Source organism: Bremerella cremea, from assembly GCF_039541315.1.
GTDB lineage: Bacteria > Planctomycetota > Planctomycetia > Pirellulales > Pirellulaceae > Bremerella > Bremerella cremea.
On the sequence record NZ_BAABFZ010000005.1, the window covers coordinates 932,760 to 957,272 of the forward strand.

The window sequence follows — 24,513 nt, forward strand, 5'->3', positions numbered from 1 at the left end:
CCCGTACCAACCAGTACATCTCCCATTCATCACGAAGTAGTTTCCCATGGGTTTGGAAGTCGTTGAGATCCGCGACGAAGCCACCGGCTCGTTCGCCAAGATTGCTCCGGGATTTGGATTCAACTGTTTTCAGTTTGTCGCCAACGTCGACGGCCAGGAAGTCGATGTCCTGTGGAAGACCGCCGACTTCGAGGAGGGGACCGCGCGGCCTTCCAGCAGCGGTATTCCGATTTTGTTCCCCTTCCCTGGCCGCCTGAAGGGAACGAAGCTGATCTGGGAAGATCGCGAATTCCAGCTTCAGGAAGGGGATGGCCGCGGCAATGCCATCCACGGTTTCGTACTGCGCCGCGCCTGGCGTGTGCTGGAAAAGACCGAATCGAAAGTCACCGCCGAGTTCCAGGCCTCGAAAGACGATGCCACCCTGCTGGAACAGTGGCCAACCGACTTCAAAATTCAGGCAACCTACGAGATTTCCGGTTCGACCCTGACCGGGACCTACCGGATCGAAAATCCTTCCAGCAAGCCCATGCCGTTTGGACTGGGCACCCATCCTTATTTCAACGTGCCCGTTGGTGGCGACTCGGCTGATGCTTGCGAGATCGTCGTGCCGTTTACGTTTGCCTGGGAATTTAAAGACCAGTTGGCCAGCGGCAACCAGTTCAACCGCGACAGCGATCCCTTCAAAGCGATGCTGTTCAAAGATACCCAGTACGACAACGGCTTTGGTGGGCTGGAATGCGAAGATGGCCTTTGTACGACGTCGATCCACGATCCCGCCTCAGGCCGGACGATCGTGCAGCAGTTCGACGATCAGTTCGACTCCGTCGTGCTCTACAACCCAGGCCATCGCGAAGCCTTCTGTATTGAACCTTACACCTGCATCCCCGATGCCTTCCAACTTCGCCGCCAGGGGTACGATGGCGGGCTGCGAGTGTTGGCCAGCGGCGATGTCTTCGAAACCGCCATCCGAATCAAAGTGCAATAAGCTCGCCGGTTTAACCCAACCGCGCATGAAAAAAGCCTTGTTCTGTGGAACAAGGCTTTTTTTTGATTCTTGCCGAATCGAAGGAGCGACTAACCTTCGGTGTCGGTACCTTCAGCGGCTGGCAGCTTGCCGGCTTTGATCTTTTCGCCGAATGTTTCGCCCGACTTTGACTTGGTCATTTCGACCTTTTCCAAAGCAGCGAACAGCTCTTCCTGAACCTTTTCTGGTTCTTCCTTACGACGCGAAGCACTGAAGTCGCCCTTGTCCAGCAGCTCGTCCAGAGCGACGCCGTATTCGTTGCGAACCTTCTTGCTCTTGGCACCGTGGCAAAGGGCGCACTTGGCTTCCTTCACGGCTGCGGCGAGTTCTTTTTCGGCGTCGGTCTTAGGATCCGCCAAATTGTACTTTTCTACAAAAGCATCGGCGAAAGGCTTAATAGCATAGGCAGACGGAGCATAGAACGAGGAGGCAGCCACAACGGCTACGAGACACAACGCGAGCTTCTTCATTAATTATCTCTCCAAGCAAAGTATTCCCGCCGAGGAATCCGTGGGATTTCAAACCGTCGCAGGTGGGATGGTCGACGGCGGGAGGGTGTAACATGTAGACCCTAAAGCTACTCTTCTAGTTAAGCTCGCCACTATTACGGTGTCAAGCAAGCGAGCGGATGAATGGAACAAACGGCACCATTCCGGGAATTTCGTCGCCAATTCTTCTTAAATTACCGACGATTTTTACGTCTCTTCCATGATAACGGTTCGCGATATCGCGAGAAAACGTCCCGCGATGCCAGCAACATCCGCCGCTAGAAGCTACGGCTACGGCGGCTGAAAAGTTCCCGCAGACCATCGCCAAACAGGTTGAAACCGAGGATCGTCAGCGAAATTGCGATTCCGGGAGCCAACGCCGGCCAGATGGTGGCATGTAAATATTCTTTCGCTTCCACCAGCATCGCCCCCCACTCGGCGTGGGAAGGATCACCCGCGATCCCCAGGAACGAGAGCCCGGCGACTTCCAGAATGGCATGCCCCAGCCCCAGCGTTGCCAGCACCCAGATCGTTCCGCTGACCGCTGGCAGAAAAACGAAGATCACCAGGTACGAAGGCTTCGCTCCGGCGGCGATGGCGGCTTCGACGTAGGCGGCATGTTTCAAGGAAAGCATTTCGGCCCGAACCTGCCGGACGAAAACCGGCACGTTAATCAGTGCGACCGCCAGAATCACCGCCGGCCAACCAGGCCGGAGCGCGGCAATTACGAGAAACGCGATCAGCAGGCTCGGAAACGAAAGCCAGATATCGATCAGTCGCATCACGAACATATCGGTTCGGCCGCCTCGATATCCGGCCAGCATCCCCAGCCCGACGCCAACCACCACCGCACAACTGATCGAGGCAATACTTGCGACCAGCGACAACCGCGAGCCATAGATGACACGGGTCAGCACATCTTTTTCGTTGGAATCGGTCCCTAACCAATGCGCGGCGCTCGGAGGTTCGTTCTGTCCGAAGCGTTCATCCGGCGAATAAGGAGCGATCACGCTGGCGAACATCGCGGTGAAGGCGAACGCAAAGATTAAGGCGCCGCCAATCCACAACCCCGGCACCTTGGTAAGGCGAGACTTGATCGACGAAACAGGACGAGCCGGGTCCAGACTTGCCGTACTCAACTTCGGCTCCCTTCCCGCAATCGCGGATCGAGCAACAGGAACAAGACGTCCAGGGTCAGGTTCAAAGTGACAAAGATGCCCGCCATGATCAGGGCACATGCCTGAACGACCGAGTAGTCATAATCGCGAATCGCATCGATGACATATCGGCCGAGGCCTGGCCAATTGAAAACGGTCTCGGTCAGAATCGCCCCTGTTAAAAGCATGCCCAACTGAAAGCCGACGATATTCATCACCGACAGCGAAGCATTCGGAAACGCATGCCGAGCGATCATACGCGTCACGCTAGCTCCCTTGGCCCGAGCGGTTCGCAGATAGTCGGAGTCGAGCACCTCCATCATGCTGTTCCGCGTGATGCGAGAGATCACCGCCAGCGGAATTGTCGACAGGGCGATCGCCGGCAACGCTAAGTGGCGAGCACTGAGCATTGCCAGGTGCAATTGCCCCGTCAGTAGTGATTCAAAGAAGTAGAACTCACTCCGCAGATCATGCTGGGTACCCGGTGGCAATCGAAATCCACTCGGCATCGCAGGGAACGACACGACCAGGCAAATTGCCAGGAAGAAGACCGGGACACTGACGCCCAACAGGGCCAGGCCCATCGAGAACCAATCAGGCCACGAGTTTCGCCACAGCGCCGCGACCGTTCCCATGAAGATCCCCACCGGGATGGCAATCAACATCGCAGCCAACGCCAGTTCAATCGTTGCCGGAACGGCCTGGCTCAGCCGGGTGCTGATTCGCTCGCCAGGTCGGGCAAACGATTCTCCCATGTCGCCGGTGGCGAGTTGGGCGAGAAAGGCGGCGGCTTGTTGCCAGAGCGGTTTGTTCCAACCGCGAGCCTCCATTTCTTTCTCGATCTTTTCCGGTACCGCATGCTGGCCGAACTGGGCGATTACCGGGTTCGCCGGCAAGGCTCGTACAGCGACAAAGATCGCCAGCACAGCAATAAGCATCGTCACGGCTGCTTGGGCCAGCCGTTGAATTACCATTCCCCACACAATTAAGGCTCCGCAAACTTGGCAGTCTTGAGTCGAGTCTGCGAAGAAGGATGGAGTTTGTATCCTTCGACGATATCACGTTCGGCAATGCGGACCGGCACATGCACCAGAGGCAGCACCGGCGAATCTTCATAGATCAGCATCTGAGCTTTCTCGTACAACTCGGCCCGCTTGTCTTGTTCGAGTTCAAACTGAGCCGCATCGAGCAGTTCGTCGACTTGCTCGTTCTTATATTGGCTGAGGTTGTTACCGCCGATCTCGTTGATGTTGGTCGAGTGCAGCAGCGTATGCAGAAAGTTGTGCGGGTCGGCGATGTCGGCACTCCAGCCGCTAAGACCAAGTTGGTGCTCGCCGCGCGTCATCCGTTGAAAATGCTGGCCGATATCGTTGGTGATGATTTCGATATCGAAGCCAATCTTCTCCAACGCATCTTTAATGAAGATCGCTGTTTGTCGTGGCTGTTGCATGTACGGGCGTGGCTGGTCCATGACAAACAGTTCCAGCTTGACCGGCAGTTTGAAGCCATTCTCTTGGGCGGCTTCTTCCAGCAAGGCCTTTGCTTTCTTGACATCGTAAGGCCGCTCTGGCACGTTCTCGCCATGGCCCCACAAGGTTGGCGGAACCATCGTTTTGGCCTTCTCGGCATGACCGGCATAGGCAACTTCGATCAGACGGTCGCGGTCGATTGCCATCGCAATCGCCTGACGAACCTTTGGTTGATCGAGTGGCGGCTTGCGAGTTTGCATCGTCAGGTAACCAACGTTAATGCCCGGCGTCGACTGAATCACAATGCCTGGCACCTTTTCAAGACTATCGACTTCCGCTGGTGGCAAGTTATCGGCAATGTGGATCTCGCCTCGCTTCAACTGCGTAACGCGAATCGAGCTCTCTTCGCTGGGAACCATCACCAGGCGAGCGACGCCTGCCTTTTCTCCCCAGTAGTCGTCGAATCGCGACATCAAGATTTCTTGCTTCGGCTTCCAATGCTCGAACTTGAAAGGGCCCGTCCCGACCGGATGGCGCGTGAAATCGGCACCATACTTTTTAACGGCCGTCGGGCTGACAATCCCGGAAGAGAACATCGCCACGGCCGAAAGGAAGGTGGCCTGGGGCTGCTTCAGTGTGAACTTCACCGTCAGGTCGTCGACCGCTTCGACCTTTTCGATCTCGGTGTAGCTGGCGTAATACGGAATGATGTTGTTGAAGACGTAAGGATGATCCGCATCGATAATCCGCTCGAAGGTGAAGACCACTGCTTCTGCATTCAGTGGCGTTCCGTCGTGGAACTTGACGTTCGGACGTAACTTGAAGGTCCACTCGCGACCATCTTCGCTCGTCTCCCACGATTCGGCGACGCCGGGCACCAGGTCGACCGTCTCGGTGTCGTAGGCGACCAACGGCTCGAAGATATTTACGATCACTTTGACCGACTCGCCGATATCGGTGTGGATCGGATCGAGGGCGTTCGCATCCCCACCGCGGCCATAGATTAAGGTGTCGGTCGCCACGGGCGAACCGCCGCCACACCCAGTTAGAAGAACAACGCCCAATAGCAAACTAAAAAACTTCAAAGCTCTCAATAATTCCATGGGGCCATTCATGTTGTAGCTGGCGAAGAGAAGTGCGACTGCCCGATTTTAACGATCGAGCATGGCGGGCGGCAACCTGAAGCAACGGAGAACGTCGATCAATTTGTGGCCGCTGAGGCGTCTGAGGTGGCCCCTGCGAGGGGCGAAGCCACGAACGGCAGCAGCGAGAAGTCGACACCGGCGTTTCGTTCGTCGGGTCGCAATGCCGGATTGCCACTCAAATCGTTGAGTAGAACATAGTCTTGTGGCACCCGCGAAGAATAAAGTCGACTGGCCAGTGGCAAATTCGACCAGATCGAATCGCTTGGCTGCGAAAACAAGTCGTCCCAGGCCATCCGCCAGGTCGCCAGGTCGTACTCGACTTTTGCCGCCGGAGCGACGGTGGACTCGATCAGTAGCATCACGCGATTCGATGTATTGGTCGAGTACGCGTTGTCTTCCAGTGAAAAATCAAGCGACTTCGTGATTTCTTCGGGGGTCTTGGTGGTGCTTCGCTGAACCACCATCGGAAGGCTCGCCCCCCAAGTCGCCGCACAATTGGCCATCGTCACCCGCAAAGGAATCGACGTCGCACCTTCGCGGCGAATGAGACTGCCAGCCGTATCGATCGTGCAGAAGTCGAGCTTCATTCGCACGAAGCCATTCATCTTGTCGTCGTTGGTGGTCGAGACCGAACTCAGCAGGTTGCCTGACAGAGCCAACAAACAGTTGTCGCAGGTCACCTTCAAGGCCTGCTGGCCGTTCGTCCGCAGTAAACTCGCTTCGCCATGCACCATCGAGTTCCGCACGTCAATAACCGCATAGCGAGCGGTGCTTAGCGCGAAGGGACTAACCTCTTCGACCGGTGTCGCTCGGACAGAAATCACCGAGGTCGAGCGTCGCAGGGCCTCTGGCACCATCATCTCGTCTTCGCGCTGGACGACGACCTGGCAACCATCGAGTGAAAGCTCGTTGGCGTTCTCGAGCCCAAACAGCGACCAGGTCCGCATCGACGCAGGCGGCAACGCCATCTTCACTTGCACTTGCTTCAAGCTAAGACTGGCCGAATTGATTTGAATCATCCGGCTTAGCGGCTCGAACTCTTGCGGGCGGAAGACAATCGTCGGCGAGTAACCGGTGGCGGCACGAATCGTCAGACTGCCACCGTCGATTAAGAGGGGGCGTTCGTCTTTCTCGCCATCGTAGCGAAGCTCAATGGTGTCGAGCGTCGGATCGGCCTGGGCTCGGGTAATCGCTTCGTACAATGTCGGAGAATCGCCTGGCACAACGATCACGTTCTTCGCCACGTCCGCAGCAGGAGGCTTTGGTTTGGTGGTGCCTGTCATGTCGGCCGGAGCGGTCATCGGCATCGGCGTTTCCGCGGCAATGGTTGCCTCAGGCGTTGGCTTCGGCTGGGCGATATTCATTACCGGAGGCATCTCGGACATCGTCCGCGAGGTCTCGGTCGCCGGCTTGGTATCTTGGATCGGGGTAACCGGCTGGCCGTTATTGGCCGGGGGAGGACTTCCAGAGTTGGTTGCGGTCGGCCCGTCGTCAGTCGGTGTCAGCGGGGTCATCAACTGCGAGGCGTTCGTATAGCTGACGCCTGAGATCATGCTGTCGTCCTGAGCCGTCCAGATCGTGTCAACGACGAACACCAACACCAGCAAACTGATCGTCGGCAAGACCCACGGCAGATGTCGCTCGATGACGGTGCTTCGCTGCTCGGTCGTCGGCACATAGACCGAAGCGGTGACATGCGGGGCGGCGAGGTTCAACTCGTCGATCACCATCAAGACGGCGGCAATCAGTTCGCCTGGCTTCTGAAAACGATCGTTCGGGTTCTTCGCCATCAACCGGCTGAGAATATGAACGACTTCGTCAGGCAAGTCAGCCCGGAACTCACGAGGATCTGGCGGCTCTTCCCCGCTATGGCTCAGCAACTTCTGCAGCACGGTTCCTTCCGGAAAGGGAGGACGACCGGTGAGCATGAAGAAAAACGTGCAGCCCAGCGAGTAAAGATCGCTACGAACGTCGGCGCTGCGTGGGTCGCGGGCTTGTTCGGGTGAAATGTAGTCGAACGTTCCGAGCGTCATACCGGATGCGGTCAGGTCGCTGTCTTGCGAATTGACCTGGTGCAACCGAGCCAGCCCCATATCGACCAATTTCGCGCGATGCTGTGCGTCGACCAGGATGTTCGAGGGCTTGATGTCGCGGTGCACCACTTCCCGGATTTGAGCGTGGTCGAGTGCCTCGGCAACTTGAACGAGGTAACTGATCGCCAGCTCGATTTCGAGAGGACCACTTCGCTCGACTTCGTCGCGAATATTGGTCCCGTCGATGTACTCGAAGACGATGTAGTTCCATCCCTTGTCTTCACCAACGAAATAAACGCGGGCAATGTTGGGATGGTCGAGCCGGGCCGCACTCTGGGCTTCGTTGCGGAAGCGGCGGACCGTTTCTTCTTTGGTGTTGTGCTCGCCCGAGAGCACCTTCACCGCGACGCGTCGATTGAGTTGGGTGTCGTGACCGCGGAAGACCGCGCCCATGCCCCCAGCCCCGACAAAAGCATCCAGCTGAAAGTGCCCCAGCGTTTGTCCAACTAGTTCGCGACCGACCGTCAGTTCCGCCAGCGAATAGGAGCGACTGTTTCCCTCGGTGACGTGCCCTTTCTTGGTCGAGATAACCGTTGGAGGCTCTTCCAGAAAATTGCGTCCGTCGGGCAAATGGTCGGTGGTGGCCGAGTCGCTACCACGAAGATCGGGCAAACTCCCCGCCGACGATGTCGTTAGATCGTTGCCGCTCGACTGCGGTCGGTCGGTATCTTTCGGGGACTCAGGCATCAGACTGGCTGCAAAATGAAGGTTCGCGTCGCGGGAAAAGGGACGTCAACGCGCACGGCTGGGGTGACAAGAAGCCGTATGTATTCAGTTTTATTGTATCCGAGAGCAGCGAAGGCTCCACAATAACTTCTCCAGATAACCCAACTGACAGGGGTCATCTGGCGTGTATTTTCTGTAATATCGGCCTAACCGACCAATCCCCCACAGCGGACTTTTCATATTTACCAATGGCAGGTGAAACGACTCTAGGCCGCATCACCGGCATGAATCTGGCAGTAACTCTCGTATCGCCGTGTATCGAGAATGCCATCAGCGACGGCATCTTTCACCGCGCAATCGGTCTCGTGCGTATGGGTGCAATTCGGAAATTTGCAACGATTGATAAAGGGACGAATATCTCGGAACAGGCCGGCCACTTCTTCCGGGATGATGTCCCACAGCTGAAACTGGCGGATCCCTGGCGTGTCGATCACGTGCCCTTCTGTCGCCAGCGGAATGAGCGTGGCGGTGGTGGTGGTGTGCTTTCCCTTGTCGTTTTCACGACTGACAGCGTTCACCCGCAGGTTCAGCCCTGGCTCGATCGCGTTAAGCAGCGACGACTTCCCCACCCCGCTCTGCCCCGACAGGACCGTGTCTTTGCCATGCAGTGCCTGTCGCAGACGTTCAATCCCGGTCCCTTCTTTGGCCGATACCAGGTGGACTTCGTACCCGATGCTGCCGTAGACGCCGACAATCGTTTGCAACGCAGCGGGATCGAGAAGGTCGACCTTGTTGATACAGATGATTGGTCGAATCCGCGCGTACTCGGCGGTGATCAAGTAGCGATCGATCAGATTCGGCTTCAGGCCTGGTTCGGCGGCACTGCCAACAATGATCAGCTGATCCACGTTGGCGACGATAATGTGCTGTCGGCCGCGACTCGTTCGGCTCAGCACGCCGTAGCGAGGATCGACGCTTTCGATGATTCCTTCGCTGGGACCACTCGGGCGAAACCAGACATGGTCGCCAGCCGCCACCACGTGCCGTACGTCGGTCGACATCGTTTTCAATAATCGCCGCGTGGCACACTGAAAAACCGACTTGTCCGGGGCTTCGACTTCACTGATCAGGCCCTGAACGCGTAGCACTCTACCTTCCAGACAGGTTTCGGTGTCGACGTGAATGGACAACGTTTCGGTATCGCTGCCATCCTCTTGATCGTGGCTAACGATGGTGCGTTTGCGAGTCAGGTCTCCTTTGCCGGAGATCCGTTCCCGCTGCACCGCTTTGTCGGCGTCGAATTCATCACGATTGAAATGCTTGGTGATGTCCCCTTGCCGAACCTTTTGCGTGCGGTTCTTCCGGAACTCGACGCGACGCTTCTGCTGCCCCTTACCTTTTTTCGCCATGAAAGCTCTCGTCCCCTCTCTCCCTGACTGGGGAGAGGAAGCCTAGTTCGTATCTTCTGCCTGAACGTCTTCGGTCGTCAGGTCAGATGCAGGGGCGGCGTGCCCATTCGAGGCGATCTCCATCTCCGAGTTCAACTTACTCGATTTCGAGCGATGAACGGATGGACCAATCAGTTGCTCGACTTCGTGGTCGGACAATTCCTCGTGTTCGCACAGCGAGTTCGTCAGCTTGACCAATTTGTCCTTGTTGGTCGTCAGCACTTCGATTGCTTTGTCGTGCGCCTCGTGCAGAATCCGAGCGACTTCGTCGTCGATGATCTGCATGGTGTGCTCGCTGAAGTGACGATTTTCGTGGATCTCGCGTCCCAGGAACGGATCTTCGTCGGTGATCTTGTAATTCACCGGACCAAGCCGCTCGCTCATGCCCCACTGGGTTACCATGCGGCGTGCCATCTTGGTGGCCCGTTCCAGGTCGTTTTCCGCCCCGGCACTCAGTTCGTTGTAGGCAATTCTTTCGGCAGCCCGGCCACCCAGAATGAACGCCAACTGATCGTACAGTTCGCTTTCACTGATGTTCATCCGGTCTTCTTCGGGCAGTGTCTGGGTGACACCCAACGCACGTCCGCGTGGAATCACCGTCACCTTGTGCAGGCGATCGACCCCAGGCAGAAGCCACGACAAGAGCGCGTGGCCTGCTTCGTGGTAGGCAGTCTTTTCTTTCTCGCGAGCCACCAGCGATTCTTCGCGACGGGCACCCATCAATATTTTGTCTCGGGCGTACTCGAAATCTTCCATCGTGACCGCATCGCGGTTTTGACGGGTCGCCCACAAGGCTGCTTCGTTGATCAAGTTCCGAATGTCGGCACCGGTCAAGCCAACGGCCCCGGCTGCCAAGCGTTCGATGTTCACGTCGTCCGACAGTGGCACGTCGCGGACATGCACCTTGAAGATCTCGACACGTCCCTTAAAGGTTGGTCGATCGACGGTGATATGTCGGTCGAATCGGCCTGGTCGCAAGAGTGCCGGATCGAGCACGTCAGGTCGGTTGGTGGCCGCGATCACGATTACCGTTTCGCCTTGGACAAAGCCATCCATTTCGCTGAGGATCTGGTTGAGCGTTTGTTCGCGTTCATCATGACCACCACCCAGGCCAGCACCACGCTGACGACCCACAGCATCGATTTCGTCGATGAAGATGATCGCAGGGCTGTTGTCTTTGGCCGTCTTGAACAAGTCGCGGACGCGGCTGGCACCCACGCCGACGAACATCTGGATGAACTCGGAACCGTTGATGGCATAGAATGGCACGCCTGCTTCACCTGCGATCGCTCGGGCCAGCAAGGTCTTACCGGTACCCGGAGGGCCGACCAGCAGTACCCCCTTGGGGATCTGCCCGCCAAGGCGCTCGAACCTTTCCGGAGTCCGCAGGAAGTCGACGATCTCCATCAGGTCGCTCTTCACGCCTTCCAGACCGGCAACATCTTTGAACGTGATTGCCTTACGGCTGGCCTCGTAGCGTTTGGCCGGACTCTTGCTGAAGCCCGACAGGAAGCCGCCCCCCATGATCTGATCCCGGCTGCGGCGGAAGCTGTTCCAGATAATGAACAGAAACACCAGCGGCAGCAGCATGACGACAATCCAGATCACCGACTGGAGTGCGCGGCTATCGGTGTCGTAATCCCAGGTCAGACCGGGCTGCTTGGTCTTTTGCTCTTTGAGCATTGCCACCAGGGCCTCGAATGCCGGCGAATTTTGCGGCGCAATTCGAGTGCGGAACGCCTTCGGGCGTTGGATCGGCAGATTATCCGAGTCGTACTTAGTGACCTGCTCGCCATCCTTTTCCTCGGTGACGTTCAGTGGAACTTTCAGTTCGCCCGTAGCAACCATGTCGCCCAGGACGACGTTCTGCACGTTACCTTTACGAATCTGCTCTTCAAACTCAGACGTTTTCAGCGTGGTATAGGGAGGTTCAGCGGTCGAAATCAGCATCAGGACGACAGCTGCAAGAAACACCCCCAGCGCAATGACGGTAAAATTAGGCCGCATGCCGCCACCGCTTCCGGGGCGTTCATTTGGCTGATCTTCGTTACGCGGGTTTTCCGCCATGCAATTATCCTCTGCAGTCGGACAAGTTCACGGTTCTTTAACGATTTATACGCCGCTACATTGTAGCAGTTAATGGGGGCCTTGGCGTGACGGGAGCGAATAATCGCCTGTCACGCTAGATACTGCCCGTAATTATTACGAGAGAACAACTTAAGGACAAAGCCACCGGCTACCCAGTTATGTCCCAACCGCACAATATTCCCATTCGAAAACGCGCCGTTGTCGGGGTCATTCTGCGGCAGAATTGCTTCCTAACCATACGTCGCAGCCTGACGGTCGTCGCCCCTGGCAAGGTTTGTTTCCCCGGCGGAGGGATTCAGACCGGAGAAACCGAGGCCGAGGCTCTCGTGCGAGAAATTCAGGAAGAACTGGGGATCGAATCGATCGCCGGAGAGCGACTCTTCGAGACGGTCACCCCGTGGGGGACGTCGGTCGCCTGGTGGCATGCCACCATTGCGGAAGATGCCGAAGTGGTGATCAACCTGGAGGAAGTCGCCGAGTCGTTCTGGCGACTTCCGCATGAGCTGATGCGGGATCCCGATTTGCTGACCAGCAATCGAGACTTCTTGTCGGCCTGGGGTCAGGCCACCTTCGCTATCCCGGGAATAACTGTTCCTTCCGATTGGGATGATATTTCCGGTTGAAAAGCTCCGGATCGAATTCGTCCCGTACTTCTGGGGCCTCTTTCACCGGGGCACCTTTCTGCGGCATCGACCGATAAGGTCGCTGCAATCCGCCTTGCGATGCGTTGGCGTTGCCACCAAAGATCGGGTTCACCGGTGCCGAGGGCAAAGGCTTAACGGGCGTTTGATTGGGCTGCATCAGGGCTTTTGGCGTTTCAACCGGAGCGTTGAACGAAGCAGGCATCACTGACGAATCGATGGCAGTACGCGTCGGGCGAGGCCCCCGAGAGACCGCCACGACCCAGTTTCGGATCGAGGTAAACTGCTCCGGCGAAAGATTCGGCGACTGACCATCGCCATGCCGACTCGAGCTGTGCGTCACCATTTTGCTTTGCAGAGGCTGATCGTAATTGATGTAGTCGAGCACCGCATTCATGTTGCGGATGGTCATTCGACGGGGAATCGAACGGACATTCTCGAATTGGACCAGCTTGAACTCGTTCTCCGAGTTCGACGCATGGCAGAGGCTGGCGGAACAGCTATTCAGCAGAATCGGCTGGACCGTGCTCGTGTAATAACGAACCACATCGGGAGAAAGCGTTGGTTCCATTTCCTCCGAGGCGCTGGCATGCTCGACTTGCATGTCGACCTCGGGCCGAGCGACTGGTTGGGTGAAATGAACCTGTTCGACCTTGTTTGGGTTCTGACGTTCTTCGAGTTTGACCTGATAACGGCGATCGAGACGGACCACATCGGGATGGCTCGGGCCGGACCGCAAGGCGATCTCGTGGTGGTAGGTCGCTTCTTCCCACATATCGAGCCCGAGGCACCAGTTGGCCAACTCGACATGATGTCGCAGCGCGGTGGTTCCAACGCGGGCTTTTTGACGCAAATAGGCTTCTTCCATCGACTTACACGCGAATGCGACCCGTTCCGCCGGCATGCGAATGATTGAGTCCTCGTTAATCGCCAAGGAATAGAACTCCCCTTCCTGCGTGATGAACCCTCGCATGGCATTGCCATTATTCAGCACGAGGACTCCCTCGTACGGGGCCGCCAGCGGGTCCTGACCCTGCAAAGAAGAGATGCAGACCAACAACACGAACAGACTTTGGGCGATGTTTTTCATAGTGGGCAGACGCTACCAACCAACGCCATCGAGCGTCAATTGCAGATTTCTACGGCGATCGTGCCACCCTATCGAGCGGGAAAGTCAGTCTGGAAACCCCGAAAAACTGGGGCAATCAGAATAATCGTGATGAAGATAGCTTCATGGAGCGATCCATCCAACATCTTGCCACGTATAGAGTTTCTGTATCTGGATGATTGCCCCTTGGTGAACTATGATAAGTGCTTGCTTTTGCTATCGCATCGTTCCTAGTGGGTGGTGACATGACGGATGAGTCAACCCGAATGCACGTCGTCTTTTCCGGACATGTGCAAGGTGTCGGATTTCGGCAAACGACCACTCAGATTGCGAAGTCATACCCGGTGACCGGGTGGGTCAAGAATGTCCCGAACGGCAACGTGGAAATGATCGCAGAGGGAACCAAGGCAGCCTGTGGCGATTTCCTGGCAGCGATCCGAGATCGGATGTTTGAGTACATCAACGACCTGGATTGCCACTGGAGCAATGCGACTCACGAGTTCGAGCACTTCGAGATCCACTACTAATCCATTCCTGGCGAGGTGGGATTCCCTGCTTCGTCGCTGGCACTTCGTAATTATTCTATGATCCCGAACACCTCCTCCCTTCTCGGCTTCTTTTTCTACATCGACGAAATCAACCTCCGGCACCTGGCGACTTCGGTCTGGCTGTTTGCTGTGGGCGTGGTGCTGGGGCTGTTAGCCACGGCCCTGCTCTGGGCATTACTGCTGGCCATCTCGCCGAAAAAGCTGGGGGGTCGCTGCACGGCAGCTTTGACAGGCCCGGCCCTAATGCCGATTTCGGTGGTCATGGGCATTTGGGCGTTCCTGGCGTTGGCCTTGCTTCCGATGGTCCCCAACTCGATGGAGATCCTCAACTCACTGAAGCAGATCCCGACGACCGGCGAATCGACTTACGAAGTGATCGTTCCGATCGCCTCAGGCGATGTCGACAAACGTGGCAATGTTCCGGCAACTCCACTCGACATCGTCCTGCTGACCGATCAGATGCGAACGATGAAGATCAACAGCACTGGTAAGGTCGAGTTGGTCGCCCGTCTGGCCGACTCGGACGATGACGTCGTCACCTACGACATTGGTGGTGGTGAACTGTTTGAATGGCGTCGCGGAGACCGCGGTACCTTGCTCCGCAAGATTCCTAACGGCGAAACGATCGAACTTTACGCTCGTAACATCACCAACTCGGACATCAAGCTCGAAGTTTCGCTGCTAACCGAACCGGAACACATCGAAGCGGAATCGATCTTCTTCATCGGTACGCTGGTCTTCCTGCTGTATGGCACCTACTTCGCCATGGTCTGCGTCTTCCCGAAGATGTCGGCCATTGCCGAAGCGACCGTCCGCAGCGAAATCTACCAGCTGCTGTTCCTGATCTGTGCGATCGTCGGCTGCTTGTTCATGGTGGCTTCGATCTACATCCCGTACCAAACCTTCGGCGAAGACATCAAGGTTCTCAAGCACACCTGCCTCCAGGCGATGATGGTGCTGGGTATTGTGGTCGCCATCTGGGCCGCCAGCCGTAGTGTTTCCGAAGAAATCGAAGGGCGTACGGCGTTGACCCTGCTCTCGAAGCCGGTCAGCCGTCGCCAGTTCGTGCTGGGCAAGTTCTTTGGTATCGCCTGGCTGGTGAGCGTGCTGTTCGTGATGATCAGCTCGGTCTTCGTAGTCTCGGTCGCCCAAAAGCCGATCTTCGACAAACGCGAAGGTGCCACCATGGAATTCGAAGGCGAAAAGGGGATCACCTGGCAACTGCTGCATCACGAAGCCATGAGCGTCACGCCAGGCGTGCTGCTGGTTTACATGGAAACCCTGGTGCTCGCTGGTGTGTCGGTCGCGATTTCGACGCGTCTGCCAATGGTCGCCAACTTCATGCTGACCTTTGGTATCTGGGCCTTGGGACACTTAACGCCTTCCATCATGGAGGCGTCGGTAGAGGGCTTTGAACCGGTGCAATTTGTGGCGGGGTTCGTAGCGACGATATTACCGGTGTTAAAGAACTTCGAGATCTATGGGGCAATCTCCGCCGGCCGCGAGATCCCGCTGACCTACATCGCCGGGACCGCTCTTTACACCATCCTGTATGGCGCGATGACGATGTTCCTGGCCTTGATCCTGTTCGAGGACCGCGACCTCGCCTAATCGCTGGCAGGTTCCATTCGACCAAAAAGAAAGCCACCGCAACGAATTGCGGTGGCTTTTTTGTTTCTTGAAGGAACCGATTCGACTAGGCAGCTTTACGCGGCTTGGCGACACGCTTAGGCTCGGGCCGCATCGATGGGCCAACCAGGTTGAACTTGCCACCATCCCAGCGATGCTGAGCGAGCGAGTCACCAACCTGCAACGCAACCGAAAGGGCTTCGCGAGCTGCCTTGCCGGTGACGGTCGGGGTGAGCCCACGCTGAATACAATCGGCGAACTCTTTCAGTTCTGCTTCGATCGCATTGCCTGGGGCGACTTCGATCTCTTGCAGCGGAAGAACGGCCGAGAACAAGTTGTCTCGCACGTAGCCCTTGCCTTCGGCCGAAAGCTCGTGGACTTCCGAGACACCTTGCTTGACGATGTCGTCCGAAACGATCGACTTCACCTTTCGCGTGGTGAAATCGACACCCACGAAGCCGGCGTCGCTGAAGACTTCCATGTGACGCGACGGAGCAAAACTGGCTCGCGAGGCAGTCAGATTGGCCACACAACCATTGGCGAACGTGAGTCGCGTTTCGACGATATCTTCGTGCGGACCAAAGACCGTCAGGCCGGTTGCCTGGACATCGACGACCGAGCTGCGAACTAGCGACAGAACCAGGTCGATATCGTGAATCATCAGGTCTAGCGTCACGCCAACGTCGATCGAGCGGAAGGTATAACCGCTGGAACGTTCGGCTCGGATGAATCGTGGCGACTCGATTTTCTTGACCGCTTCTCGGAAGGCAGGATTGAAGCGTTCGACATGCCCTACCTGCAGCACACTGCGATGATGCTCAGCCAGGTCGATCAGCTCGTCCGCTTCATCGGTATCGAGCGTGATCGGCTTTTCGATCAGCACATGTTTGCCCATCTCCAGCAGCGGAGCGGCAACTTGCTTGTGATAGAGCGTGGGCGTGGCGATGACGGCGGCGTCGATCTTCTTGGCGATTTCGCTGACGTCGTCATAGCCCTTGATTTTGTGCTCTTGGCAGAACGCATCTCGCGATTCTTTGACTGGATCGACTACGCCGACCAGTTTGAACGCCGAAATCCCTTTCGCCAGCTTGGCGTGAATCTTGCCCAGATGACCGGTCCCAATGACCGCGAGTCTTACCTGACGCATTGCCAACTTCCTCTGCAATAGGTCGCACGGCGTTACGAAGCGTTTGGGGGGGAGGGAGAAAATCAGGCGGTCCGCCGTGACGTATAGGCAACCTGATTTTCTTTGAGCAATTGCTTCACCAACTCGGCGTTCAAGCGGTGACCGCTACGGTTGGCGATGATGGTTCCCTGGATATCGCAGCCGGCCAGTGCCAGGTCGCCCACCAGGTCCAATACTTTGTGCCGGACACATTCGTCTTCAAAACGAAGTTCGTTGTCGATCGGGCCTTCTTCACCGAAGACCAGTAGTTCGCTGAAATCGACATGGGTGCCCAGGCCTTGCTGGCGAAGCCATTCGGCCTCTTGCAACAGCAGGAATGTACGAGCAGGGGCTAGTTCGTTCTGGAAGTATTCGGCCGTCAGCTTGTCTTCGAGGGTCTCGCGACCGATCATGCCGTCGCTACCGAAGTCGAGGCGGTATTTGAACTTCATCCGCTTCGAGCCGTTGGGACGAGCTTCGACCCAACATTCGTCGTCGCCAACGCGAACCACTTCCGAGATCGCCAGAACCGCGCGAGGTGCCTCTTGCGTCTCGATGCCGGCAGCCAGGATTTGCTCGACATAGTCTTTGGCCGAACCGTCCATCCCCGGCATCTCGGCCGAGTTGACGCAGACAAAGCAGTTGTCGACCTGCAAACCAGCCAGGGCAGCCAAGACATGTTCGACCATTTCGACCGAGACACCTTGCGACACCAGGTTGGTGCGACGAGGGACTTCGATCCGGTTGTCGACATGAGCCGCGATTTGCGGAGCACCTTCCAGATCTTCACGCACAAACACCACACCGGTATCTTCCGGGGCAGGCTCGAACCGGACGGTAATCTCTTTACCGCTCCAGTAGCCGCGTCCCGAAACGGATGCGGAGGCCTTCAAGGTCTGTTGAAAACGTGCGATCGGTTCGCCACCAGGGACGATGGATGCGGAATTCATAGAGGCAGTATCTAGCCTAACAAGGCAATTAGGATCTTAGAGAATGACAAAAGGCGAGACCAACCTTGCGGCCTCGCCTTTGTTCTTGGTTCCCATTAACGCAAGCGAGTCCGGCTTAGAAGCGGGGCTGCGGAACCTGGCTGCCACCACCGACCTGTGGACGGGTAGCGACACCATTGTTCAGGATGTTCAAAATGTCGTAGGTGATGTCGATCTGGTTCTGATAGATCACCGGACGATTGACACCTTCCAGAACCGATTGGCGGTTGGTTGGGTCGATTTCGTTGCTGTTGTAACGCAAGACCAGCGTGATGTTGTGACGCTGAGCGAAGGTCGCAACGGTCTGGGTGACCTGGTTGTAGGTGTTGAAGTAGATGCGGGCTTCACGTTCCATGAAGTCCTTCTTCTGCATACCAACTTTGACCTGCAGGTCGGCCTGAACCTTGGCCATCTTTTCTTCGAGCTGCTTGTATTCTGGGGTTCCAGCCTTGTAGGACTGCAACTGCTCGACCATGGCTTTCATCGCATCGCGATCCTGGGTCAGAGCTTGTTCGGCCGAATCAACCGAGCCCTTCAGTTCATCCATCTGTTTCTTGAACAGAGCGTGATTCTTGAAGATGACCGGGATGTCGATCACAGCGATGTTGCCGGCACCAGCCTGCTGGGCCGAGGCAGTGCTGACTTGACAGAAACCGGCCAATGCGACCGCGACACAGAAACACGAGAGAAATCGCTTCACTTTCAGCACTCCTTGCTGGACAAAACAGGTCATCGTGACCGTCACGTGGATCAGCCCATGGCGGGTGGCTGCCACGGAACATTTAAACGATTGCGTAAACGCCGTCTGAACGGGAAAGTCGCGACATTTTGCCGACTACTTCCATTCAGGTAAAGTGCAATCTGAGTAAATTCTTCCCCCGCACTTTACTGGCCCAGACGGACCGTTGCGAGGTTACTACGCCCTATCGGCAAACAGGGTTCGCTGTTGTCCAGCAAAAAGGACTATCTCCCCGTGATTCCAGCGTGAATCAAGCAGCTAGCGGCGACCCTGGATCTTCCCAGGATCGCGCGTCTTCCCATTGTGAAAATCAGCTTACCGGGGCGGTGCCAGCGTGACGGTTAGTTTCACTTCCTTGTCATCGCGAAGCACCACGACTTCCACCTTGTCTCCGGCCTTGAATTTGCGGAGAGCCGCGTCGAAGTCTTCCAGGCCACCAATTCGATTGCCGCCGAGGTCGATCAAGATATCGCCTCCCTTGATGCCCGCTTCCGCGGCAGGGCTTCCCGGGCTGGAACCTTGAATCCCATATCCTTTGCCCACCACGGTGAAGTCCGGGATGCTGCCGAAGTAAGGCCTCGAACCACCTCGCATCTCGGGCTGGGTCGATTCAACAGCAACGTAGGCCGGGGGCTGGTCCGCCTTGTCGATCGCCAGCAGGAAGTCAACCGCGAAGTCGATGATCCGGGCCATCCCTTCGTAGTTGATCTTGTCGGCGTCATCGCTGGGGCGATGATAGTCGTTGTGCGTCCCGGTGAAGAATGCCAGCACTGGTAACTGCTTGGCATAGAACGACGAATGATCGCTCGGGCCAAAGCCGCCGGGATCTTTGGTCAATGCGAACTTATGCTTCTCGTTCAACTGGTCAAGCAAAGGCTCGAACATCGCGGCCGTCCCGCTCCCCATCGCAATCAGCTTGTTCTCGTCCAACCGCCCGACCATGTCCATGTTGAACATCATCAGCGTCTTGTCGATCGGGATCACTGGCTCTTTCACATACTGGGCACTTCCCAGCAAACCTTCTTCTTCACCAGAGAACGCCACGATTAACACGCGATGCTGAAGCTGGTCGGCCTTGGCTTGCAGACGCCGGGCAACTGCCAGCAATGCCGTCGTGCCAGAAGCATTGTCGTCGGCACCATTATGAATCTCGTGAGTCAGTGGCGCGAGCGAGTTCGAGCCCCCCATGCCGAGGTGATCGTAGTGCGCCCCGACGATAATTACCTTGTCAGAAGTCGCGTTCGGAGCTTCGATCAGGCCAACAACATTATGAATGGTCGCTTTTTCTCGGACGATATCGGTCTGTCCGACTGCCTTCCAGGTTCCGATTTCGCCGACGATTGGCTTCAGCGATTCGTCAATCGACTGCTCGATTTCCAGCAGCGACTTGCCAAACGCTTTCTTCAGCAGCGGCTCGAAGACGGAACGCTTCGCGAACATTACCGGGAAATCGGTTCGCGACGATTCATCGCCTGCCCCGGTCAGTGGAATCAATTCGTCCACGCCATCCCCCAGCATTTCGCCATACTCGGCGATCTTCGCTCCCAGCGATGTCACGGTACTGATGTGAGCGGCAACTTCGTCGGCGGTGTGGTCATCTTTCTCTTGGTAGGCCGTTTGCACCTTCACCAGATCCGCAACGGCGACATCGAATGCCGGTTGGATATGGGCCTTGATCCCTTCGAGTCCCACGGCATCGTTGATGAAGATCACGCCGGCCGCCCCCTTCTGATAGGCGTTGGAGATCTTCCGGCTGAACAGGGCGTGCTGCGTCGTCTTGCTGCCGTCGAAGACGCTATGCGGATTGCTCTGCTGCGGTTCTTTCCGCAGGATCACGAGCATCTTTCCTTTAACATCGAGATCGGCAAACTCGTCGTATTCGAGCTTCGGCGCCGAGATCCCATAACCAACGAAAACCAACGGCACGTCAAACTTGGCCGATCCACCCACCGCCAGGGGCGTGAAAGTTTCCCCCAGCTTCAGCTCGATCGTTTCCTCTCCGGAAACCAACTCGAGACGATTTTGCTCCTCAGGGCCTAGTTCGGACGAGACAACAACATCGAAGCTTTGGAATGGCTTGCCGTTGACCAGGTCGGTCTTCAGGCCCATCGCTTCAAACTGCTTCGCCAGGTATTGGGCGGCCTCTTCCAGCCCTTCCGTTCCGATGCCACGCCCTTCGAGCTTATCGGACGCGAGGTATTCCAGCGTCTCCTTCAGGGAAGTGGTGGCATTGGCCGTGGCTGCCTCTTGGGCGTGAACCAGCCCGGTGGCCGAGAAGACGACACCCAGTCCCAGGCAAAGAAAGAGCGTGCGGCTGCGGAAGTGGCGGTTGTTCATCGGCAGACATTCCGAATGGGAAGGATGGTGAAACTTCGAGAAGTTAGGCAACCTTCGATTCTTTTCCGTCAGACTCGGTGCGTCAACCGGCAAGCCGCCTCATTGCCACACCTGGGCAAAACGTCGTAAAATCAAATCCTGGTTGAGATTGAATCTAACACGCACGTTGACTGGACCATCCTGAGAGTTCCGTTTGGCTTCACTATTTGTCATTCAAGGCGACGACCAAGGACGCCGATACGAATTGGCCCGCGACATGATCTCGATCGGTCGTGATCGGGGCAACGAGATCGTCTTGCACGACACCGAGATCTCGCGCCGGCATGCTGAAATTCGCATGAAGGACGGGCAGTTCACGTTGGTCGACCTGCAAAGCTCGAACGGATGCTTCGTCAACCAGAAGCGTGTGATGGAATGTCCCCTGACGCATGGCGATCGCCTGCAACTGGGGCACACGCTGATGATCTTCACGCATACGGCCGCCGCGCCGACCACGCGGCCGATTAGCGTGAGCCTGCAAGAGAAACATCGGGAAGGTTCGCGAATCATTCATTCGATTCGCCACGAAGAAGGAAGCCAAATCTTCCTCCCTTCCGAACTCCGCGAAGCAGGCCAATCGCAGAATCTGCAAAATAACCTGCAGTTGATTTACGATACCGCTCTGGCGGTCAGCCGTACGTTGGACATCGAACAACTGCTGGACTATCTGCTCGGTTTGATCTTCGACTGGGTCGAAGCGGACCGGGCCTGTATCGTGCTGATCGATTCGCACACCAAAATGCCTGAGGCCAAAGCTCAGCGAGTCCGAGAAGGCAAACAAGGGGTCGAAGAAGCGATCACCATCAGCCGTACGATTCTCGAATACGTGCTGACCAACCGCGAAGGGGTCCTTACCACCGACGCTCAGGACGATCAACGCTGGTCGCCGGAAGGCAGTATTATCAGCAGTGGTGTGAGCGAAGCGATATGCGTTCCGATGCAAGGCCGATACGGCATCGTCGGGGCGATTTACATCGATACCTACACGCCGCCTGATATGACAGCCTCGCCGCTACGGGCTCGATTTACCGAAGAACACTTGAAGCTGATGATTGCGATCGCCCATCAAGCGGCGCTGGCGGTCGAAGATACGCACTACTATTCCGCGGTGGTTCGGACCGAGCGTCTAGCTGCCATGGGGCAAGCAGTCGCCGCCATTTCGCACCATGTAAAAAACATCCTGCAAGGGATTCACGGCGGTAGCTACATCCTCGAAGAAGGCATCAAGTCTGGCAAAATGGATGTCGTCCAGCATGGCTGGGGGATCGTCAAACGGAACCAGGATCGCATCGCCCACCTGGTGATGGACATGCTTTCGTTCAGCAAAGAACGAGAGCCTGACCGCAGCAATGCCTCGCTGAACGACGTGGTCGAAGATGTGGTCAACTTAATGCGCAACCGGGCAAAAGAGAACAACGTCGTCCTCGAGTTCCGCCCTGACATCGATCTGCCGATGGGACTATTCGACGATGAAGGGATCCACCGGGCGGCGTTGAACGTGGTGACCAACGCGATCGATGCCGTCCTGGAAGTCGAGAACCCGCGCGTGGTAGTTTCGACCGAGTTCCGCGAAGCCGAACGTGAACTGGTTTGCACGGTCGAAGACAACGGCCATGGCATTCCGGCCGAGATGATCGAGAAAGTTTTCTCGGCTTTCGAGTCGACCAAAGGCAACCGCGGCACCGGGCTAGGACTTCCGGTCAGTCAGAAGGTGCTGCAAGAGCATGGCGGCGACGTCGATGTCAGCAGCGAGCCCGGCAAGGGAACCCGCTTCACGCTACGATTCCCTTGGGTCCACGTGCCAACCGACGATACCCGGTACTAACCTTTGTAGCCGGCCGGCTTGCCCACGAAGGGATTCCCTTCGATTTCTTCTTCGACGGTCGTGGAGGGCCCATGCCCTGGCAAAATGATCGACTCGCCCGGCAACGTGAACAGCTTGGTCTCGATGGCCTGCTTCAAATCGGCAAAGCTGCCATCTGGGAAATCGGTTCGCCCGATGCTCCCTTTAAAGAGGACGTCCCCCCCCAGGACCACGGTGCGATCGCCGTCTCGTACAATGAAGACAACGTGGCCGCTGCTATGGCCTGGCGTTTCGCGAACCTCGAAGTCGATCCCCCCTGCCTGGTAGGTATCCCCTTCTTTGACCGTCAGGTCTTGCTCGGGGCTGATCAGGGGCAAGCCGAAAGGTCCGCTCAAATTCTTTTCTGGATCGGTCAGCTTTTCCGCGTCGCCATGCCCAATCACCAGAGGGGCATCAGGCCACATCTGCTTCATCGTTCCGTTGCCAGCAATGTGGTCACTATGGCCATGTGTGTTCAAGATTGCGCAGACCTGAAGTTTCCTCTCGGCAAGAGCATCGACAATTTTTTCGGGCTCTAAACCGGGATCGACGACAATACAGTCCGCAAGTCCTTCCTTGAACAGAACATACGTGTTTTCGTCGAACGGCATACTGACGATACGTAAAATATTGATCTCAGCCATTCAGGGCAGATCGCACTCCACTTTGCTGACAAAATTGGATACAGTGATTGCGCATGATAAACCATCTGACGAGATCTTGGTAATCTGTAAAACTTTGACGCTCGTCACGAAGGTATTCATCTTGTGGCCACAGACATCGCGATAAAACGCTCTAGGGCATAAATTCGCTAAGGTGACGACGACGGCTTGCTAGCAGATCGCCACCACTCACATGCACAGATACCGGACGTTCGTACTTGTCGCTCTTGCACGGAACGCGAGAGATTACGGACCGGAACATTAACGGAGATTGATCATGACCAAGTCCCTCATTTCTCGCCGAACGCTGCTGGCTGGCAGCACGGCCTTGGCCTGCGGGCTGACCCGGGCGACTTTCGGTGAGGATCAACGTCAGGGCTTGCGGGAACCGGTCTACCGCGTTTCCAACCGCACCGGCAACCCCGTCCAGAACGTGGCTGCCGAGCATCCACTGGCTCCGGCGCTGCGTATCGCCGAAAACGGCCTGGTGAGCATTGAAAACAACATTCACGACTACGAATGCACGCTGGTCAAACGCGAGCAGATCAACGGTAAGCTGAACGATCAAGAGTTCATCTACACCAAGATCCGCCACGAAAAGAAAGACCAGAACGGCAACATCGTCTCGCCTTTTGGCGTGTACATGTACTTCCTGAAGCCTTCCAGCGTGAAGGGCCGCGAAGTTCTGTACGTAAAGGGTCATAACAACGGCAACCTGATGGCTCACGAAGGGGGCGCACTCCTGAAGCACATCACCGTGTCGCTCGACCCGCTGGGTGCGATGGCCATGCGTGGTCAGCGTTATCCGATCACCGACGTCGGCATCAAGAACCTGGTGACCCGCCTGATCGAAGTCGCTCAGCAGGACATGCAGTTCGGCGAATGCGAAGTGAAGTTCTACAACGGTGCCAAGATCAACGGTCGCGTCTGCACCGTGATCGAAGTGGTTCACCCAGTGCCACGTAAGAACTTCCGCTTCCACAAGGCTCACGTCTTCATCGACGACGAAATGCAAGTGCCGATCCGCTTCGCTTCGTGGGACTGGCCTTCGTCGCAAGGTGCCGAACCAGCCATGCTGGAAGAGTACACCTACATGAACCTGAAGCTGAACAACGGTTTCACCGACGCCGACTTCAATCCTCGCAACGAAAAGTACGGCTTCAACGTCTAAGCCGCAAGCAAGCGTCGTCTAAGAATCAAACACCCGGTCGGAGTTTTCGACCGGGTGTTTTTTT

19 protein-coding genes are annotated in these 24,513 nt (G+C 56.6%); 6 read left to right on the forward strand and 13 right to left on the reverse strand.

Annotated elements, in window-relative coordinates:
• The first annotated feature begins 46 nt into the window (after positions 1 to 46).
• On the forward strand, positions 47 to 985 hold the full coding sequence (locus ABD890_RS20600) for an aldose 1-epimerase (protein ID WP_345094110.1): 939 nt from the start codon (positions 47 to 49) through the stop codon (positions 983 to 985).
• Between the two features lie 89 nt (positions 986 to 1,074).
• Here ABD890_RS20600 and ABD890_RS20605 read toward each other — a convergent pair whose 3' ends face one another.
• The 7 genes from ABD890_RS20605 to ftsH all read right to left on the reverse strand — a co-directional run bounded on the left by ABD890_RS20605 (position 1,075) and on the right by ftsH (position 11,557).
• Positions 1,075 to 1,494 carry a hypothetical protein gene (locus tag ABD890_RS20605; protein ID WP_345094112.1) on the reverse strand — a complete coding sequence of 140 codons (420 nt, stop codon included), beginning with the start codon at positions 1,492 to 1,494 and terminating at the stop codon, positions 1,075 to 1,077.
• Between the two features lie 296 nt (positions 1,495 to 1,790).
• On the reverse strand, positions 1,791 to 2,651 hold the full coding sequence (locus ABD890_RS20610; protein ID WP_345094114.1) for an ABC transporter permease: 861 nt from the start codon (positions 2,649 to 2,651) through the stop codon (positions 1,791 to 1,793).
• Positions 2,648 to 3,643, reverse strand: a complete 996-nt coding sequence (locus tag ABD890_RS20615; protein WP_345094116.1) for an ABC transporter permease — start codon at positions 3,641 to 3,643, stop codon at positions 2,648 to 2,650. Before ABD890_RS20615 ends, ABD890_RS20610 begins: the two co-directional genes overlap by 4 nt.
• Before the next feature lie 11 nt (positions 3,644 to 3,654).
• A complete protein-coding gene (locus ABD890_RS20620) occupies positions 3,655 to 5,241 on the reverse strand; it encodes an ABC transporter substrate-binding protein (RefSeq protein WP_345094118.1) in 1,587 nt (528 codons plus the stop codon).
• Positions 5,242 to 5,339: 98 nt separating this feature from the next.
• The gene (locus tag ABD890_RS20625) at positions 5,340 to 8,063 is read right to left on the reverse strand and encodes a serine/threonine protein kinase (protein ID WP_345094120.1); all 2,724 of its coding nucleotides are present in this window, start codon (positions 8,061 to 8,063) and stop codon (positions 5,340 to 5,342) included.
• Positions 8,064 to 8,308: 245 nt separating this feature from the next.
• Positions 8,309 to 9,451, reverse strand: coding sequence for a ribosome small subunit-dependent GTPase A (gene rsgA, locus ABD890_RS20630; protein WP_345094122.1), 1,143 nt, complete (start codon positions 9,449 to 9,451; stop codon positions 8,309 to 8,311).
• 42 nt (positions 9,452 to 9,493) lie between these two features.
• Positions 9,494 to 11,557: an ATP-dependent zinc metalloprotease FtsH gene (gene ftsH, locus ABD890_RS20635; protein ID WP_345094124.1), complete on the reverse strand. Its 2,064-nt coding sequence runs from the start codon at positions 11,555 to 11,557 to the stop codon at positions 9,494 to 9,496.
• Positions 11,558 to 11,736: 179 nt separating this feature from the next.
• Here ftsH and ABD890_RS20640 point away from each other — a divergent pair, with 179 nt between their 5' ends.
• The gene (locus ABD890_RS20640; protein WP_345094126.1) at positions 11,737 to 12,201 is read left to right on the forward strand and encodes an NUDIX hydrolase; all 465 of its coding nucleotides are present in this window, start codon (positions 11,737 to 11,739) and stop codon (positions 12,199 to 12,201) included.
• On the opposite strand, the gene ABD890_RS20645 is transcribed toward ABD890_RS20640, so the two are convergent.
• On the reverse strand, positions 12,152 to 13,309 hold the full coding sequence (locus tag ABD890_RS20645; protein ID WP_345094128.1) for a hypothetical protein: 1,158 nt from the start codon (positions 13,307 to 13,309) through the stop codon (positions 12,152 to 12,154). The two genes, ABD890_RS20640 and ABD890_RS20645, sit on opposite strands and share 50 nt — an antisense overlap.
• Positions 13,310 to 13,572: 263 nt before the next feature.
• Between ABD890_RS20645 and ABD890_RS20650 the strand changes: the two genes are divergently transcribed.
• Together ABD890_RS20650 and ABD890_RS20655 are read left to right on the forward strand one after the other, a co-directional pair.
• Complete coding sequence (locus ABD890_RS20650) at positions 13,573 to 13,854, forward strand: acylphosphatase (protein WP_345094130.1); 282 nt, start codon at positions 13,573 to 13,575, stop codon at positions 13,852 to 13,854.
• A gap of 57 nt (positions 13,855 to 13,911) precedes the next feature.
• Positions 13,912 to 15,486: an ABC transporter permease gene (locus tag ABD890_RS20655; protein ID WP_345094131.1), complete on the forward strand. Its 1,575-nt coding sequence runs from the start codon at positions 13,912 to 13,914 to the stop codon at positions 15,484 to 15,486.
• An 85-nt stretch (positions 15,487 to 15,571) separates the two neighbouring features.
• On the opposite strand, the gene ABD890_RS20660 is transcribed toward ABD890_RS20655, so the two are convergent.
• The 4 genes from ABD890_RS20660 to ABD890_RS20675 all read right to left on the reverse strand — a co-directional run bounded on the left by ABD890_RS20660 (position 15,572) and on the right by ABD890_RS20675 (position 20,734).
• Positions 15,572 to 16,651 (reverse strand): Gfo/Idh/MocA family oxidoreductase, encoded by a 1,080-nt coding sequence (locus tag ABD890_RS20660; protein ID WP_345094133.1) that lies wholly within the window; start codon positions 16,649 to 16,651, stop codon positions 15,572 to 15,574.
• Between the two features lie 62 nt (positions 16,652 to 16,713).
• Entirely contained in the window at positions 16,714 to 17,619 is a 906-nt protein-coding gene (gene lpxC / locus ABD890_RS20665; RefSeq protein WP_345094134.1) for a UDP-3-O-acyl-N-acetylglucosamine deacetylase, read from the reverse strand.
• A gap of 115 nt (positions 17,620 to 17,734) precedes the next feature.
• A complete protein-coding gene (locus tag ABD890_RS20670) occupies positions 17,735 to 18,433 on the reverse strand; it encodes an OmpH/Skp family outer membrane protein (protein ID WP_345094136.1) in 699 nt (232 codons plus the stop codon).
• 279 nt (positions 18,434 to 18,712) lie between these two features.
• Positions 18,713 to 20,734 carry a M28 family peptidase gene (locus ABD890_RS20675; RefSeq protein WP_345094138.1) on the reverse strand — a complete coding sequence of 674 codons (2,022 nt, stop codon included), beginning with the start codon at positions 20,732 to 20,734 and terminating at the stop codon, positions 18,713 to 18,715.
• Positions 20,735 to 20,927: 193 nt separating this feature from the next.
• On the opposite strand from ABD890_RS20675, the gene ABD890_RS20680 reads away from it, so the two are divergent.
• Positions 20,928 to 22,598 (forward strand): ATP-binding protein, encoded by a 1,671-nt coding sequence (locus ABD890_RS20680; RefSeq protein ID WP_345094140.1) that lies wholly within the window; start codon positions 20,928 to 20,930, stop codon positions 22,596 to 22,598.
• On the opposite strand, the gene ABD890_RS20685 is transcribed toward ABD890_RS20680, so the two are convergent.
• Entirely contained in the window at positions 22,595 to 23,260 is a 666-nt protein-coding gene (locus ABD890_RS20685; protein ID WP_345094141.1) for an MBL fold metallo-hydrolase, read from the reverse strand. The genes ABD890_RS20680 and ABD890_RS20685 overlap by 4 nt on opposite strands.
• Before the next feature lie 295 nt (positions 23,261 to 23,555).
• Here ABD890_RS20685 and ABD890_RS20690 point away from each other — a divergent pair, with 295 nt between their 5' ends.
• Positions 23,556 to 24,449, forward strand: coding sequence for a DUF1571 domain-containing protein (locus ABD890_RS20690; RefSeq protein ID WP_345094143.1), 894 nt, complete (start codon positions 23,556 to 23,558; stop codon positions 24,447 to 24,449).
• Positions 24,450 to 24,513 lie beyond the last annotated feature (64 nt).

Coding starts and splice junctions, on each gene's coding strand:
- ABD890_RS20600 (WP_345094110.1), top strand. CDS start 47: ATGGGTTTGGAAGTCGTTGAGATCCGCGACGAAGCCACCGGCTCGTTC.
- ABD890_RS20605 (WP_345094112.1), bottom strand. CDS start 1,494: ATGAAGAAGCTCGCGTTGTGTCTCGTAGCCGTTGTGGCTGCCTCCTCG.
- ABD890_RS20615 (WP_345094116.1), bottom strand. CDS start 3,643: ATGGTAATTCAACGGCTGGCCCAAGCAGCCGTGACGATGCTTATTGCT.
- ABD890_RS20620 (WP_345094118.1), bottom strand. CDS start 5,241: ATGGAATTATTGAGAGCTTTGAAGTTTTTTAGTTTGCTATTGGGCGTT.
- ABD890_RS20625 (WP_345094120.1), bottom strand. CDS start 8,063: ATGCCTGAGTCCCCGAAAGATACCGACCGACCGCAGTCGAGCGGCAAC.
- rsgA (WP_345094122.1), bottom strand. CDS start 9,451: ATGGCGAAAAAAGGTAAGGGGCAGCAGAAGCGTCGCGTCGAGTTCCGG.
- ftsH (WP_345094124.1), bottom strand. CDS start 11,557: ATGGCGGAAAACCCGCGTAACGAAGATCAGCCAAATGAACGCCCCGGA.
- ABD890_RS20640 (WP_345094126.1), top strand. CDS start 11,737: ATGTCCCAACCGCACAATATTCCCATTCGAAAACGCGCCGTTGTCGGG.
- ABD890_RS20645 (WP_345094128.1), bottom strand. CDS start 13,309: ATGAAAAACATCGCCCAAAGTCTGTTCGTGTTGTTGGTCTGCATCTCT.
- ABD890_RS20650 (WP_345094130.1), top strand. CDS start 13,573: ATGACGGATGAGTCAACCCGAATGCACGTCGTCTTTTCCGGACATGTG.
- ABD890_RS20655 (WP_345094131.1), top strand. CDS start 13,912: ATGATCCCGAACACCTCCTCCCTTCTCGGCTTCTTTTTCTACATCGAC.
- ABD890_RS20660 (WP_345094133.1), bottom strand. CDS start 16,651: ATGCGTCAGGTAAGACTCGCGGTCATTGGGACCGGTCATCTGGGCAAG.
- lpxC (WP_345094134.1), bottom strand. CDS start 17,619: ATGAATTCCGCATCCATCGTCCCTGGTGGCGAACCGATCGCACGTTTT.
- ABD890_RS20675 (WP_345094138.1), bottom strand. CDS start 20,734: ATGAACAACCGCCACTTCCGCAGCCGCACGCTCTTTCTTTGCCTGGGA.
- ABD890_RS20685 (WP_345094141.1), bottom strand. CDS start 23,260: ATGGCTGAGATCAATATTTTACGTATCGTCAGTATGCCGTTCGACGAA.
- ABD890_RS20690 (WP_345094143.1), top strand. CDS start 23,556: ATGACCAAGTCCCTCATTTCTCGCCGAACGCTGCTGGCTGGCAGCACG.